Annotated in this window: 13 protein-coding genes and 1 pseudogene; 10 read left to right on the top strand and 4 right to left on the bottom strand. The window is 60.0% G+C overall.

Translation table 11 applies throughout. The features are described 5' to 3' along the window. Positions 1–21: 21 nt before the first annotated feature. Positions 22–1845: a hypothetical protein gene (locus LAN37_00115; GenBank protein ID MBZ5645607.1), complete on the bottom strand. Its 1824-nt coding sequence runs from the start codon at positions 1843–1845 to the stop codon at positions 22–24. Positions 1846–2153: 308 nt separating this feature from the next. Here LAN37_00115 and LAN37_00110 point away from each other — a divergent pair, with 308 nt between their 5' ends. The 5 genes and pseudogenes from LAN37_00110 (at position 2154) to LAN37_00090 (ending at position 5868) form a co-directional block, all read left to right on the top strand. Further along, on the top strand, positions 2154–3218 hold the full coding sequence (locus tag LAN37_00110) for a GDP-mannose 4,6-dehydratase (GenBank protein ID MBZ5645606.1): 1065 nt from the start codon (positions 2154–2156) through the stop codon (positions 3216–3218). Beyond that, positions 3218–4066, top strand: a complete 849-nt coding sequence (locus tag LAN37_00105) for a methyltransferase domain-containing protein (protein ID MBZ5645605.1) — start codon at positions 3218–3220, stop codon at positions 4064–4066. The genes LAN37_00110 and LAN37_00105 overlap by 1 nt, the downstream gene beginning before the upstream one ends. After that, a complete protein-coding gene (locus LAN37_00100; protein ID MBZ5645604.1) occupies positions 4063–4821 on the top strand; it encodes a glycosyltransferase family 2 protein in 759 nt (252 codons plus the stop codon). Before LAN37_00105 ends, LAN37_00100 begins: the two co-directional genes overlap by 4 nt. A gap of 625 nt (positions 4822–5446) precedes the next feature. Further along, positions 5447–5668: pseudogene (locus LAN37_00095) on the top strand (glycosyltransferase). 5 nt (positions 5669–5673) lie between these two features. After that, the gene (locus LAN37_00090; GenBank protein MBZ5645603.1) at positions 5674–5868 is read left to right on the top strand and encodes a glycosyltransferase; all 195 of its coding nucleotides are present in this window, start codon (positions 5674–5676) and stop codon (positions 5866–5868) included. On the opposite strand, the gene LAN37_00085 is transcribed toward LAN37_00090, so the two are convergent. Together LAN37_00085 and LAN37_00080 are read right to left on the bottom strand one after the other, a co-directional pair. Beyond that, positions 5832–6950, bottom strand: a complete 1119-nt coding sequence (locus LAN37_00085; protein ID MBZ5645602.1) for a radical SAM protein — start codon at positions 6948–6950, stop codon at positions 5832–5834. The two genes, LAN37_00090 and LAN37_00085, sit on opposite strands and share 37 nt — an antisense overlap. Positions 6951–7240: 290 nt before the next feature. Further along, complete coding sequence (locus tag LAN37_00080) at positions 7241–7522, bottom strand: hypothetical protein (GenBank protein MBZ5645601.1); 282 nt, start codon at positions 7520–7522, stop codon at positions 7241–7243. A 337-nt stretch (positions 7523–7859) separates the two neighbouring features. On the opposite strand from LAN37_00080, the gene LAN37_00075 reads away from it, so the two are divergent. From LAN37_00075 to LAN37_00060, 4 genes are read left to right on the top strand one after another with little or no spacing between them, the layout of a single operon-like run. Continuing rightward, complete coding sequence (locus LAN37_00075) at positions 7860–8039, top strand: DUF5989 family protein (GenBank protein ID MBZ5645600.1); 180 nt, start codon at positions 7860–7862, stop codon at positions 8037–8039. Between the two features lie 9 nt (positions 8040–8048). Then, a complete protein-coding gene (locus LAN37_00070) occupies positions 8049–8273 on the top strand; it encodes a hypothetical protein (GenBank protein MBZ5645599.1) in 225 nt (74 codons plus the stop codon). Then, positions 8274–10058, top strand: a complete 1785-nt coding sequence (locus LAN37_00065; protein ID MBZ5645598.1) for a hypothetical protein — start codon at positions 8274–8276, stop codon at positions 10056–10058. A gap of 54 nt (positions 10059–10112) precedes the next feature. Beyond that, a complete protein-coding gene (locus LAN37_00060) occupies positions 10113–11933 on the top strand; it encodes a hypothetical protein (GenBank protein MBZ5645597.1) in 1821 nt (606 codons plus the stop codon). Between the two features lie 121 nt (positions 11934–12054). Here the strand turns inward: LAN37_00060 and LAN37_00055 are convergent, their stop codons facing one another. Further along, positions 12055–13641 carry a hypothetical protein gene (locus LAN37_00055; GenBank protein ID MBZ5645596.1) on the bottom strand — a complete coding sequence of 529 codons (1587 nt, stop codon included), beginning with the start codon at positions 13639–13641 and terminating at the stop codon, positions 12055–12057. 794 nt (positions 13642–14435) lie between these two features. Here LAN37_00055 and LAN37_00050 point away from each other — a divergent pair. Continuing rightward, positions 14436–15482 carry a glycosyltransferase gene (locus tag LAN37_00050; protein MBZ5645595.1) on the top strand — a complete coding sequence of 349 codons (1047 nt, stop codon included), beginning with the start codon at positions 14436–14438 and terminating at the stop codon, positions 15480–15482.

Here is a 15482-nt window from a genome sequence, read left to right as displayed (position 1 = left end):
AGGGTGCCCGTCCGAACAACGTCATTGCGCGGTGGCATCGGTTCTCGGCTCGAGAATTGTGATTTCGCCGAACAGATACGGGTCTTCAGCCCGGCGTTTGACATCTTTGGGCGGCTCCGCCGCTGGAATCGTCCCTGCTTCGCGATAGTTCCGCAGCAATACATCGCGGAGCCCGAGTGGCTTCGGCCAGAGCGCATTCTCATACCAGAAATCGGGCCTGTGAAGATTCCGAACCAGAATCTTGGAATAGCGTTTGGCAGCGATGTTGGACCGGAAAACAGAGAAGTCGCCGCAGCTCGCATAACCTTCTTCGCCGATGGCGGGCGCGCGGTCGCCCATGACGACGCGGTCCTTCAGGTAGACCCACGTGCCGGCATCCAGCAGAACGTCGCCCGGCGGTTGTCCTTCAAACTGCTTTTCGATATCGCGAACATACCGGTAGGTGTCGGCGGAAACCGGTGGGAGGGGAACCCGGACGACGCCCATCCCGCTGAACATCAGCGCCACCACAACAGTCACCGCGGCAGCGCGAAACCAGCGTTCCAATGATGCCGGCTGCCCAGGGGTGCCGGCGGCGCTCTCATAAAGGCACGTCAGGCCAGCCAAAAACCAGATGCCCGCGAGGAGGCAGCCGGGGCCGAGGTGATTCAACATCCACGCGATGCCGCTGGTGTAGGCCTCGCTCGCGAGCAGTGCGAGCGACACCAGCCAGGCGCCCCGCAGCGGCTCGGCTACGCTGCCCCGCAACACCGCCACTCCCCCAAGCAGTCCCGCCGCAAAATACGGCCAGGCATCGAGCACGTGCTGAAAGCTTCTCAACGGCGAGACCGGATGATGGGCCAGAAGATAGAAGACCCAGTAATAGAACGGAGCGCCCCAGATGAGATAGCCGGCGGCAACGACTGCGCCGCACAAGGCGGCCGTGCCTGCCGCGAACACCGCGACTCGTTTCCAGGACCTGTCCCACACGGCCAGAAACCCGCCATACAACACGGCCCAGATCAGGAGACTCTGCCTGACCAGAAATCCCGTCGGAACCAGGACGATCATGGCCGCCAGCGCGAGCCGGCTGCGTGTTTCGACATACGCCAGGAGCACGTAAAAAGCCGCCATCACCACCACTTGCGCCAGGGCGTCTCCGTGGAGGTTATGGGCAAAACCATTGGTGATCGCGTTGGTCGCCATCAGGAAGCATGCCGCGTACCAGAAAACGGGCCACGGCCATCGGCGAAGCGCAGGTGATGCGGGCCGGCTCAGCCTCACGATACGGCGACAGCACAGCGTCGCGATGAATGCCGCCAAAGCCGTGTAGCAGACTTGAATGATGCGGTAGGCGGGGATGGAACCGGCTTTTCCCGCTATCGAAGCAAGCAGATACGTAAGTAGCTGGGACCCCGGGACATACGTGAAGGAATCGTGGTTGGCCGGCGCGCTGTAGAGGGGATAGCCGATCGAGAACTTGAGAATGTCGTTCACATACTCGCCTTCCGACCAGACCCAAATGTCTGCGGGAAAGAACACGTACCAGCGCACCCAGAAGAAATAGATGGCCACGAGCAACACGGCCATTGTGGTCAGAAAAGCCAGGCCCACAGTCTCAGGTTGCGCGTTGCGGCGTCTGGACAAGATATACAGGCCGGGGACAGCGGCGAGGATTGCAGCGAACAGCACGGCGGTGACCAGAACGGCGGGTTCGTTCTGCTGCTTCCACGCATGAAGCGCCTGAATGAGGGCGGCCAGCGCCAGGGCGAGGACCAGCACGGCTGCGCCGGCGAGAACGGCGCTGTCCCCCGCAGTTTCCAGCAGGTGAATTCGCCGCTCCGGAGGTGAGGTCATCGTCGCCATCGACGATTCTTGCATCGCCGTATCGCGTTCTTATCACCGTTGACATCTTAAAGTCCACGAAAAACAACCCCGAAACCGGAAAACGAACGTCACACAGAAGGGAAAACCAAAGTCACAATCGGTCGTTTTTTCCCACTTGCATTTAAGCTCCACCGGGGTAGAGTAGACGGGTTTCTGCTAACATGCATTTTCAGTGGCTTCCAAGGCCTAAGTTGCTCATGGCTCCTGTTGCATACCTGTGCCGCGAATTGTGGCCCGCGTCACAGCCACTCTCTGTCCTAAGGGAAGCCAGAGCGTAGAGGTGTGAGATGTCGCACTGCGTGATCACCGGTGGCGCCGGCTTCATCGGAAGCAATCTGGCGGATTTCTATCTCTCCCGAGGGAGCGACGTCACGATCTTGGACAACTTCTCGCGGCCGGGATCGGACCAGAATCGCGCCTGGCTCGAGTCGCGTTACGGGAGCCGGCTAAAGGTAGTCTGCGCTGATATCCGGCAACCCGCTGGCGGTCTGTACGAAGCCATTGCGGGCGCCGATGTCGTTTTCCACCTGGCAGCCCAAGTAGCAGTCACGACGTCTGTCTCGGATCCCCTGTTGGACTTTCAGGAGAATGCATTCGGCACGTTGAACGTGCTCGAAGCGGCGCGCCGAGCACCGAAACCGCCCGTGGTTGTGTACAGCTCGACGAACAAGGTGTATGGCAGAATGGCGGACCTTTGCATCGTCGAACGAAACGGCCGATACGCGTACAAGGACAATGACCGAGGCATCAGCGAGGATCGCCCGCTGGACCCTTATTCTCCCTACGGCTGCTCAAAATGTGCAGGCGATCAGTATTTTCTCGACTACGCCCGCATCTACGGCCTGAAAACTATCGTATTCCGGCAATCCTGCATCTACGGCCCGCGGCAGTTCGGGATGGAGGATCAGGGGTGGCTTGCCTGGTTGGCGCTGCGGGCGTACCAACAGAAGCCATTTACTATCTACGGCGACGGCAAGCAGGTAAGAGATGCGCTGTACGTTACCGACTTGCTCGAAGCCTACGACGCCGCGGTGCGGCGGATCGCGACAACGGCGGGGCGAGCGTACAACATCGGCGGCGGCCCGGAGAACACCCTTTCTCTCCTCGAGCTGATCGAGATGCTGGAGCGGCATTTCGGCCGGCACCTGCAATACCCGTTCGGCGACTGGCGCCCTGGAGACCAGCCGGTGTTCGTCAGCAACATCGATAGAGCAAGAGCGGACTTCGGCTGGAGCCCGCGCACCAGCGTCCCAGAGGGGGTGGGGAGGCTGATCGAATGGATCAAAAACAACGAGCGGTTGTTTGATTCAACCCAGGCGGCTCAGCGGGCCGTAGGGGCAGGCGCAGGCTAATGACAGTAGCAGAGGGAGCAGCTGCGCGCGAGCGGCTTGTCTCCGTCCTTGCATGTCCCCAGTGCCACTCGCCCGTGCTGTTCAACCATAACGCGATGGTCTGCGAGGGCTGCGGCACAACTTACTCCATAGCAGGCGGAATCCTCGACCTGCGGCCGGTGTCCGACGCCGAGCGCCCGGAAGCGGCTCAGTGGCGCACGCACTGGTCGGTGGCGAATCAGAAACTGGTTTCCCAGCAATTTTTCAGCTTTTACCGCCGGAAGGTTTTCGCGCCCGCGGTGGCGTACTTCGTGGACCGCTATCTGCCAGCCGGGGGCGTGCTGGTCGAGGCGGGATGCGGGACAGCGGAAACTTCGATTCTCGTCAGTAAAGGAAGCGGTCGCACGTTGGTCGCGCTCGACCTGATGCCGACGGTCTTGGAGCGCTGTCAGCCGGTCATGGATGTGCGAGTCTGCGGCGACGTTTTCCACCTTCCGTTCCGCAACGGCTCCATCGAAGGCCTCTGGAACGTGGGCGTAATGGAGCACTTTACACATAACCAGATCGACGCGATTATGCGGGAGTTCCGCCGCGTCCTGAGGCCACAGGGACGCGCAGTGCTGTTCTGGCCGGCGGTTTTTTCCATTCCTCAACGGTTGCTGCGGGGACTCGAATGGTTCATCAACCTGCGCCGCAGGCAGAACCAGTTTCACTTTCATCCCGACGAGATATCGCAACTCCGTTCGGTGGCGCAGGGACGCGAGGTGCTCGTGCGGAATGGATTCCGGCCAGTAGCGATTGACATCGGCATTCGGACTCTCATGGCCTTCGAGATTCTGGTGGGCGAAAAAACCGAGGAAGCATTGTGAAACTTAGTGTGATTATACCGGCCAAGGACGAAGAGGCGACGCTCGGGAGAGTGTTGGAGGACTTGTCGCGGACCATCCGTACGTTGCGAGGCTACGCGGTCGAAGTGATTTGCGTCGACGACCATAGCCGCGACCGCACGGCAGCAATCGCGCGCCAGTGGGGCGCCACGGTCGTGGAAAACCGGCGGAAGCCAGGCAAGGGCAACGCCTTGCGTGCCGGCTTCGAAGCCGCGACGGGCGAGCTATTGCTGATGATGGATGCCGACTATTCACATCGGCCCGAGGACATGCCGGACTTCCTCGTTGCCATGCGTGACGGCGTCGGCCTGGTGATTGGTTCGCGGGTTTTTGGCGGAAGCGAAGAGTACAACCACGTGCGCGCGCTGGGAAACGTCTTCCTCAGCGCTACGTTAGGGCTGTGCACGGGTCGTTATCTTTCCGATGCGCTCAACGGCTACAAGCTTTTCCGGCGTGATATCTTCACGGACTTCCGATACACATCGCGGATGTTCGAGATCGAGATCGAGATCATCGCGAACACGCTGCGGAAAGGCTACAAGGTGGTGGAAGTTGTCAGCCACGAGCGCGCGCGCGCGGGGGGCGAGATGAAGTCGCGTGTAGTCCAACACGGTTTCCGCTTCCTGGGGCGAATCCTCTGGGAAGGAATGAAAGGCGTGCGGCCGGTGGCTGCGCCGGCGGCTGTCGGTGAGGCCGCCAAAGGAGCAGCCGCGGGTGCGTCGGATGGCGAGCGTTAGGGATGGCTCGAGCAGCGGGGGAAGGAGCATGATGTACGGCGACAAGGTCGGCGGCGGATGGGCTAAGCTGCACTTGCCGTGCCCGGCTGTGCGTGTCAGCTCTGACCATGGTAGCGGGGGCCCTGCGGCTCATCGGGGCGGACAAGGGGCTCTGGTGGGACGAAATCTACTTTCTCGTCATTACAGTCCGCCGCCCGCTGGCAGAGATTGTCACGATCTTTCCCGGCGACACCCGGCATCCGCTTTACTCGACTGCCGCGCGGCTCATCATTCTCCTTCTCTCCAAGCCGGGTTTGCCATACAAGGCCAGGCGGCTACTGGCACCTCCACTCACTGACAGGTTCGCACAACGCGTGTCGTCTTAGCTGTGAGCGCAGGCAGCGCACACCGAAGCGGTCGCAGCCGCAAGGCCAACGGCATCCTGCTCTTCCAAGCCGCAAGAGTTTGCGCTTAATAGGAATAGATTTTCCAAAAGCGCGAAATCTTCAGCGGCGAATATCCCGTAAGTTGTTGGATTTACGTCTGGTTGCGCTACTCAGCTATGGCAGGTGAGTTGTCAAAACTAGAGTGAAGCTCCTCACAACGACGCTCAATCCCAGGACCTCAGGCTTAAGCGGTGTTTCCGATGTCGACATCCGTAACTGGTCCGGTGAACGCGACAGCGAAGGCCATGCCGGTAAGTGTGATCGTGCCGGTGCACAACGGCCGCATGCAATTGTCGCGCTGCCTGGAAGGCTTGCGACGGTCAAGCTATCGCGATTTTGAGCTTCTCGTGGCCGACGACTGCTCCACGGACAACACTCCGGAGATTGTGAAGCGGCACGGAGCGCGTTATCTCCGCACTCCCGCAATATGGGCGCGGGGGGCGCACGCAACTTGGGCGTCGAACAGGCGGCGGGGGACATCGTCGTATTCGTCGACGCCGACGTCGTCGTCGCGCCGGATGCCCTGCAACCCATGTACGACGATCTTCAGCGGGAACGCCTCCGTCTTCCGACGGCGGGCCACATCTATTTTTCGCTCTTTCCAAGGGCGAGATCGGCGTGAAACGTGCGTCCTGTGCTGAGAATGTTGGCGCCAATGGCCGCCTTGGTGAGCTGGATGGGCTGGAAGACGATACTCGGCCAGAGGAAGACCTCATTGGTGCAGAAGCATTCCTTGGCGTGTACCTGAGCGCGCAGGGTCTTGGCCTCCGGCGAATCCCAGATCTCGAAGAAGCTCTTCTGCCGCAGGTTGCCGAGCGGCGGATGAGTTTCGCAGAAGCTCACGTCCCCGTTGGCGTAGACGACGCCAGAAAGGATTCCGGCCTTGCAGGGCACATACTGCGACTGGGTCTCGATGGTCTGGATCTTGGCCCACTGCAGCATGGGTTCGACCACCGAGCCGAAGCGGTTCTGTTCCCGGTCCTTCCACACATCGGCCACGTGAGCGTAGAGCTCCTGGTATTGCGCCAGAGCCGGGCCCTCCAGAGAAGGATTCTTGCGGTCCCCGCGGATGATGGCCAGATTGTGGTGCTCCATGGAGGGGCAATGTTCGTGCAGGTACTCGGTCAACTGCCACGTCTCCTGCATGTTCTCGCTCATGGCCACCGTGTTGGCGTGGATGCGCAGCCGGGGTTCGGCCTTCTGCATTTCTGCCAGCATGGCATAGGTTTCCATGGCCTTCTCAAAGGACTTGGGATTGCCACGGAAACGGTTGTGGTATTCGGGCATGCCATCGAGGGAGATTTCGCAGACGAAGCGCTGCAGGGACGGAAGTGTCAGCAGTTGCCTAAGCTCTTTCTCTGTGCGCTCGGTGAAGTATCCGTTGGTGGGCACGTAAATCTGCTTGACCCGGTTGTTGCGAACGAACAGGGAACAGATATCTGCGAATTCCTGGCGGATGAAGGGCTCGCCGCCTGAGAGGTTAAGAATCTCAAAAGTCCCTAATTCCTGGGAGAGCTTCTCAAACTCGGCATAGGTCAGATCGTCGCGCCGGTTGAGGTTCTTCCAATAAAAGCAATGCTCGCATGTCAGGTTGCAGATGGAGTTGATGAAGACGATGAGAAAGGGCGGGGTCTGCCGGTCGTGGTGCTTTCGCGCCCGCACCGACAGCTTGGCGTGACGAATTGCCCGCCTTAGGAGAGACATTCTTGTATCTTTCTCTGGCTTGCTGCGAGGGCTAGGATCTCGCCCTCCCCACCCCACGGTCCTACCATCATCCTAACCCATTGGGAATAGAAACACACCTACAGGGAGGCTAGAGCAAGCGGAGTGCCAAGAACTACCCTCAGCTTGGGACTCTTGTGGGTTGGGTCATGATCATCGCCCTGGTCCGGTGGTACCGCATCAGCGCCATCGGCGAGGTCTGACTCCCGCGACCGGCTCGGTTCGGGTCGCCGCTGACCGCCTGTGCTTCATCCCCTCAGGGTGGAGTCCATTCAGTCGAAGAGGTTATAGCGGAGGGTGCACCAGACGCCCCGGATGCCGTCTCTCCAAGTGATCTTTTTCCCTTCCGCGTAAGTGCGCCCTCGGTAGGAGATGGGGACCTCGTAGATCCGGCAGTCGATCTTGGCGATCTTTGCGGTCACTTCGGGTTCGAAACCAAAGCGGTCCTCCCGCAGCACGCGGCAGAGCATCGCCCTCCGCCCTGGCCCCTGGTCATAGAGTGCCCCGTCGACATCGAAGGTCAGGGCTTTCCAACGCTGGCCAATTGGCCGCATCCAGTCAGCTCCCCGCCCCTGGGCACGACGCTCCGGAAAAGCTGAAGGCGAGAGTCATGGCCTCGGTCTGCCCGCCACTCTACTAGCACCAGCCAGGCCGAGCAACCGAGACAGTTCCGGCTGGATCTACTCCAGTTACCGGTCGGAGGCGGAAGAACAGCTGGCGCAGTAGTCTGCGGCCTAGTTGCAAACTTTTGCACATCAGAAGGAAATAAACTTTCCCTGGGGTCTCACCAACGCTATCATCCTCTTGGGGATGAGTAAGTTACACGCTAGTCTTTTTGGAATCCCAATTGCACAGTAAGCCTTTTGATACTATCCCGGAGAAGGAGATCCCATGGGCTTCGTGCGGACTGCGGCCCGGCGTTTTGGCATCGCCGGCGAACTCCTGTCCTTTCTCGCCGCCAACAAGCGCTGGTGGATGATACCGATGATCGTTGTGCTCTTGCTGTTCACCCTGCTGCTGCTGCTGGCGCAAAGCTCGGCGATTGCCCCGTTCATCTACACCCTTTTCTAGGTCGCCCACATGCTTAAGCGCCTCTGGAATTCGTGGAAACGGCTGGCCCAGAAGATCGGGAACTTCCAGGCCCGGGTCTTGCTCACGCTGATCTACGGAGTGCTGGTCTTGCCGTTGGGCTTGGCGGTGCGCTGGTTTGGGGATCCCCTCCGCATCAAGCGGCGGCCGGAGAACTGGATGCCACACTCGAAGGAGGAGACTGCCGAACTGGATTGGGCTCGGCGGCAGTGGTAGATGGACATCCTGGGCATATCCTGTTACTACCACGACGCCGCAGCCGTCCTGATCCGCGACGGGCAATTGATTGCGGCGGCCGAGGAAGAGCGCTTCTCCCGTATCAAACACGATTTTGCCTTTCCTCACCAGGCAATCCGTTTCTGTTTGGAGACGGCGGGAATCCAGGGTCCTGACCTGGATTACGTGGCTTTTTTCGAAAAGCCCTTCCGCAAGCTGGACCGCATCCTGATGACGGTGCTGCAGACCTACCCAAAGTCCTGGAAGGTCTTTCGAGAGTCCATGATCACGTGGATGCTCGACAAGCTTTGGGTGGGCAGCACGATCGAAGCCGAACTGAACATTCCCAAGGAGAAGGTGCTGTTCTGCGAGCATCACCTGTCGCATGCCGCCAGCGCCTTCCTGTGTTCGCCCTTCGACGAGGCCGCCATTCTGACCGTGGACGGCGTCGGCGAGTGGGTGACGGGAACAACCGGTACTGGAAAGGGCAACCGGATCCAGTTGCACAAGCAGATGCAATTCCCCCATTCGCTCGGCCTGCTGTACAGCGCTTTTACCGCCTTTCTGGGATTCGAGGTCAATGAGGGAGAGTACAAGGTCATGGGCATGGCGCCCTATGGCCAGCCGCGCTACGTGGACAAGGTGTGGAAACTGGTCCACCAGAACGCCGACGGCTCCTTCTCCCTTGACATGGACTATTTCAGTTTCCATCACTCCACCGAACACACCTACAACCGCCGTTTCGTGGAGTTGTTCGGCGAACCGCGTTCGCCCAAGCTGCAGTTTTTCACCGAGGTCACGGGCTTCCCCAAGTATTTCGGAGACCCTCCGGGCAATTATCGCGAGCTTTGCCGCGTCAACCAGCACTATGCAGACATTGCCGCCAGCATTCAGAAGGTGACCGAAGAGCTGCTGCTGGGGATGGCGCAGCAGCTACACCGCGAGACCGGCCAGAAACGCCTGTGCATCGCCGGCGGGGTCGGGCTGAACAGCGTGGCTAACTCCCGGATCCTGCGCGAGACCCCTTTTGAGGAGTTGTATATACAGCCCGCGGCAGGGGATGGAGGCGGAGCTCTGGGTGCCGCCCTCTGGGCCTACAACATGCTCCTGGGCAAGCCGCGGACGTTCACCATGCAGCATGCCTATTGGGGCAAGTCCTATTCCCGCGGCGAAATCAGTGGTTTCCTCACCGAGAATCACATTTCGCACCGGGAGATCCAGAACGAGGATCAACTGCTGGACCTCGTCGTGGACCGCCTGATGCAGGGAAAGGTGATCGGCTGGTATCAGGGGCGGTTTGAATGGGGGCCGCGAGCGCTGGGGAACCGAAGCATCCTGGCGGACGCCCGCAACCCGGAGATGAAGGACATCGTGAACGCTAAGATCAAGTTTCGCGAGCCCTATCGTCCGTTCGCCCCATCCGTGTTGTCCGAGTGTACGGAGACTTACTTCGATTTTCCGCAAGCATCCCGCCATTATCCCGCGCGATACATGCTTTACGTGGTGCCGGTGAGGACCTCGCAACAGGCCACTCTTCCGGCGATCACTCACGTCGATGGAACGGGTCGTCTGCAGACCGTTTTTCAGACCGAGAGTCCGCGCTATTACGAATTGATCCAGCGGTTCGGGCAGGCGACCGGCGTGCCGGTTGTGCTCAACACTTCCTTCAATCTCAGGGGAGAGCCGATCGTCACAACCCCGGCGAACGCATTCTCGACTTTCTCGAAAAGCGAAATGGACTGCCTCGTGCTGGAGAATTTTCTGGTCGAAAAGAATGGCGCCTGAGCAGCCTGGCGTGTGACCGCAAGGCCCGGCCTGACCGTCGACTAGAGGTGGACGATGCTGATTCTGGGACTGTCGGCCTTTGAACACGATCCTGCAGCGGCGCTGTTCAGCGACGGGACGCCGCTGGCTGCGATCGAGGAAAGGAAACTGACACGCCTGCCCGCGCGGGGTCTGCCGCAAGCCGCCATTCGATATTGTCTGAGCAAAGCAGGGGTTGACTGGCGCGGTGTGGGCCTGATCGCATCCGCTACACGCCCCTGGTCCGGTTGGATCAGCAAGTCTTCGTTCCATTTGCGGCGCGCCGTCCGCGCGCCCATAGCTGGCGCATATTCCAGCGCCCGGGAACTGGGAGTGCTGTTGCGCGAACTCAGCAATTCCCGCCGCCTGGCCGAGGTCAGTGGAGTCCATCGCTCGAAGGTGCTCAGCTTAGACCACCACGACTGTCACGCGGCCAGCGCCTTTTACGCCTCCTCGTTCGATCGCGCCCTGATCATCACCATGGACGAAGAAGGGGACGGCTGCTCGTGTGCGGTGGCGCTCGGCGTCGGGAACGAGATTCACGCCCTGCGCCGGATCCCGTTCCCTCATTCTCTGGGCTGGGTGTATTCCCAGGTGACCGCGCTGCTGGGCTTTCGCCCGCACCAGGACGAACACAAGGTCCAGTGGGTCAGTCTTGAGGGCGAACCTGTTCACCGCGACGTGTTCCTGGACATGCTCCGGCGCCCCCCGGAGCCACACCCGCACGTCAACTTCAAGTACTTCAATCGCGGGCTCTCGGGCGCAGTCGCGTTTTCAACACACTTCTACCGCAAGGTTGGCCTGACTCCCGGGGAAGTCCCCTCCCAGGATCAGGCAAAGGCGCTGGCAACCAGCTTGCAGCAAGCATGCGCCCAGGTGATCAGCGATCTGATCGAGTTCTACTGCAAGCGGGAGCAGGTCGAGAATGTCTGCCTGGCCGGCGGGCTTTTCCAGAACACGCTGCTGGTCTCTGACATCGAGAAGAAAGTAGGCGCGCGGGTATTTGTCCCCGTGGCTCCCGGCAATGCAGGCTGCGCGCTCGGCGCCGGTTATCTGGCCTGGCACCGGGTGCTGGGAAAACCTCGTAGCGAGTCCACTCCTTCGGTGTACTTGGGTCCGAAATACAGCCGTCAGGAGATCAAGGACGTCCTGGACAACTGCAAATGCACCTATTCCATCTTGGATACGGAACTGCGAATACTCGATGCCGCGGTGCAACTTTTTCAGGCCGGCAAGATCGTTGCCTGGTACCAAGGAGCCACTGAGTTCGGCTCACGCGCACTGGGGAATCGTAGCTTGCTGGCGTCACCCTGGGCTCCGTACGTGCGTGAAAACCTCAACGACTTCGTGAAGCACCGCGAGTGGTTCCGGCCCTTCGCGTTGGCTGTCCCGGAGGAGGATTGTCGGCAGTGGTTCGAGTGTTCCATGCTGTCGCACCTCATGTCCTCGCTTGGCTGGGCCCGCCCGGCGGTGGACGGCCCGTTGCGGGATTTCTTGATGCCAGAAAATCGCGTGCGGCTGCAGGTCGTACAGCGTGAGGCCAACCCCCTGTTTTGGCGTCTGCTCAAGCGCTTTGGCGAGCAGGGTCCCGCACCGATCCTGGTCAACACCTCGTTCAATCTCTTTGGCGAGCCCTTGGTTGTGTCGCCCAGGGATGCGGTAAGGAGCTTCTACTCTTCTGGTGTCGACGCTTTGATGATGGACAACTTCTTGCTGCGGAAACATCTGGAAATCCCCCCAGCGCTCCGAGACGCCAATGCAAGGTTGCCGGGCGATGCAGCGAATCTCCGGCAGAAACCGGGAGGTCCGCCAGCGCAGCAGGCGGTGGGCGCGCGACGGATCCGGCCGGCAGGATAGCGGTATCGCTGGCCGGCGTGCCGCTGATTACGCCCGCGCTGGAGAGGCTCTCCCCCGTCGCGAGTATGTATCTCTGCACAACACTTAGATCAACCCGAAGAACCGTTTGCGTAGACCGAGACTATGGGGTTGGCACTTGGGAAGTTAGCTTGATCCGGTACAAGCCTGGCAGGTCCAACGGGATCAACTCGACTCCCGGAGTGTCGATCTCACGCATTACGCTGGCGGGGTTCCTGATCGGCACTGGGCCGACCCAAGATTTGTTTGGCGGGTTGTACACGTGGGTTACATGCCAGTGGCGGGCGAAGGCCGCGAACGTTCCGTTCTTGATTGTCGGCGTCAAGGTTACGGGTTCCCCCGTCATCGCACCATACCTGGCCGAGGCAATATAGCCGATTGTAAGGATCAGGCGATGAGGCTGCCCGCCTGAATCGCGGTGCACGGCATCCGTCACCTGGTGCATCTCCGGAGTGGGGGACAACGGGATCATCACGTCAGCGGGCGAGAAGAGATGGCTCAAGTTGGAGAGCGGCGGCCGCACGATCGCCGGGCAGAGCGGAAGAACAGTTACGAGAAGCAGCAGGGTTGACCTTCGCGATCCCCAAGCCCCGGGGGTGAGAGACACGAGCACGGCAAGTAGCACAGCGAATAGGATCAACACCGTGCCCGAATAATATCGGCCTTCACGAAAACCAACGAGGGAGGCTGGGAGCAGCATCACCGGGATTAACCCGAGCGCGAGAGCCGAGAACCGTACCGCTGGAGTGGGGAGCGGTGGAGTTCCGGTCGCCCCCCAGACCACAAGCACCGCCGCCAGCAAGATCGGGAGCGGCGACTCAACCGCCGATTCAAGGAAGCCATATGCGGCTTTTGGCACCTTATAGAAGAGGAATTCGGCGATCCATTGCCGGGGGTGCTGGGTCAGGTCCGACGGCGGAGGAACTTCGTAGTAGTCAAGCGTTAATCCGCCCCGCGCAAGCAGTAATTGCCGCATGTCTGGACTGGGGACCGGTCTGCCGAAATGCCGTATCCCGTATGCGACCCACGGGGAAAGCACTGCGCCGAAGACCGCGAAATAGATGGCAGCAGCCGCAATTCCCCGGCGGAACCTCCGCTCTGACAGGTAAATGCGGGCTGCGAAGACGAGTCCGATGACGCCTGCGGTCGCCGAGGCGTCAAATCGGTTCAGGCAGGCAAGCCCCATCAATAGCCCGGCCAGGGCAACGCGGGGCATCGTGATCGGATCCCGGACCCAGATCACAAAGGTGAGCGTCAAGAGCGTGACGGCCAGCGGGATCGTCTTCGCGCCCACCGCTTCCGCAAGAAATAAGGGGAATCCAAGGAGACACAGGTAACACGCCGCCCCGACCCATCCCGGGAAATCCATCCGTCGGAAAAGCCACATCAACGCGGCCAGAAGGCCGATGCATACAAAAAAATTCAGAACATAGCCGGTGTAGATCCCAAGATCTGCCAGTCCGCGGGCCAGGGCAAGCAGGACAGGCCAGAGCGGGGGGAACGCATTACTGTATTGGGGCGCACTTTCAAACTGTCGGAGCGTGTTTACGTGGTAGAAGTCTTTGAAAATGCTCTTCGACAATTCAAAGTAAGTCCATGAATCCACCAAGAAGTAAGGGAAGTATATTCCGGTCAAAAAGATCACAAGAGTGACCACAGCCGCGAACCAAAATGCCCGCTTGGTGGACACCCCGCTCGGCTGAGAAGTCGGTGCTTGGTGCGTACCCATTCGATTGTGGGGACCCCTACCGGTGATTATCACTTGAATCGGGTGGGATGGCGATATTGAAGGATCATTATGGTCACTGCTCTCATCGGCCATGCAGGGGGCCATGCAGGTCGTGTGGATGTGTCCCTCGTCAGCGTAAGTGGGACAGTTTGAGACCAGCAGTTAAGCTACAGACCTGAAGGTTCCGTTCACCCAAGGACGGGAGTAGACTGCCCGAGCGCCTGCACCGAGCGATGGGATCCATTTCTCCGGAAATCGGGTATCTGGATCTGACGCCCTATCTGACAGACGCCGCGCAAAAGGGAGTGCTGCCCTATAACACTGATGACAGTCATTGGTCGCCCGCAGGGCAGAAGATCGCCGCCGAGGTGATCAACGATTACCTCTCATCAACTGGAACTCAGTAAATTCTGATCTTCCCCAAACATGCACGGCGCCACCCCGATGTGACGGGGCTCGCATCGGCGGCATCGGCGCGATCTGACTCCCGCGGCCCATACAGTAGCTGCAAGAACTTGCACATATAAGGAATAAGTTTTCCCATAAGAATCAAATCTTCGGCGCCAAATTCTTCGTAAGCCTATGAATCGATTTGGGTTTTACGGATTCAGTTGTGGCAGGCAGCGTGCTGGAATAGGAAGTGAAGTTTTCTACAACTACGGGCGGATCCTGGCAGATCTTCTGGCGCCAAGACGTCTTTAACTATGTCGGTACTTGCAACTGCCCCAGTAAACGCTACCGCGAAGGCGACGCGATTGAGTGTCATCGTGCCGGTGCACAACGGCCGGATGCAGTTGTCGCGCTGCCTGGAAGGCCTGCAACAGTCCAGCTACCGGGATTTTGAGCTTCTCGTGGTAGATGATTGCTCGACCGACAACACCCCCGAGATCGTGGAACGCTACGGAGTGCGCTACCTCCGCACCCCCTCCAACATGGGACCCGGCGGCGCTCGCAACTTGGGGGTGGAACAGGCGGCCGCGGACATCGTGGTATTCGTGGATGCCGACGTCGTGGTTGCGCCCGATGCCCTGCAACGCATCTATGACGACTTTGCGCGCGATCCCGAACTCGCGGCCGTCTTCGGCTCCTACGACGACGCTCCTGCCTGGCCCGACTTTGTTTCGCAGTACAAAAACCTCAGTCACCACTATTACCACCAGATCGCCAGTGAGCAAGCGGAGACGTTCTGGGCGGGCTGCGGCGCGGTGCGCAAGCACATCTTCCAGCAGTTCGGTGGATTCAATGCCAAGAAGTATCGCCGCCCCTCGGTGGAGGACATCGAACTGGGATTCCGCATCACGAGGAGCGGCCTGCGGATCCGGCTGGACAAGAAAGTGCTGGCCCAACACCTGAAGAGATGGTCGCTTTCCGGAATGCTGCGCGCCGACATCCTGTGCCGTGCCGTTCCCTGGACGCAACTGATCCTGGAAACAAAACACGTGCCCAAAGATCTGAATCTCCGCACCTCCTCGCGTCTGAGCGGGGTACTGGTGGGATTGTTGGTGGTGGCCATAGCCGTGCTGCCTGTGAGCCTGGCATTTGCGAAGCCGGCAACTCTCACCTGGTACCTGCTGCCCGTGCTGGCGGGCCTGATGGCGCTGCTGCTGGCTTTGAACTGGCACATGTATGGCTGGTTCGCGAAGCGACGAGGGTTGGCATTCGCGGCCGGCGCGGTGGTGTTGCACTGGCTGTACTACTTCTATAGCAGTCTGGCTTTTGGGATCTGCATGCTGGCCCACCAGCTAAGAGAATTCTTTCCTCAGCAGACGACTCTTCCGATACGATCAAACGGCCAGGACTAG

The sequence above is a fragment of the Terriglobia bacterium genome, from assembly GCA_020073495.1.
Classification (GTDB): Bacteria; Acidobacteriota; Terriglobia; order Terriglobales; family Acidobacteriaceae; genus JAIQFD01.
The sequence above is the reverse complement of the archived record's forward strand: the minus strand, read 5'-3'. Positions and strand labels throughout refer to the sequence as shown.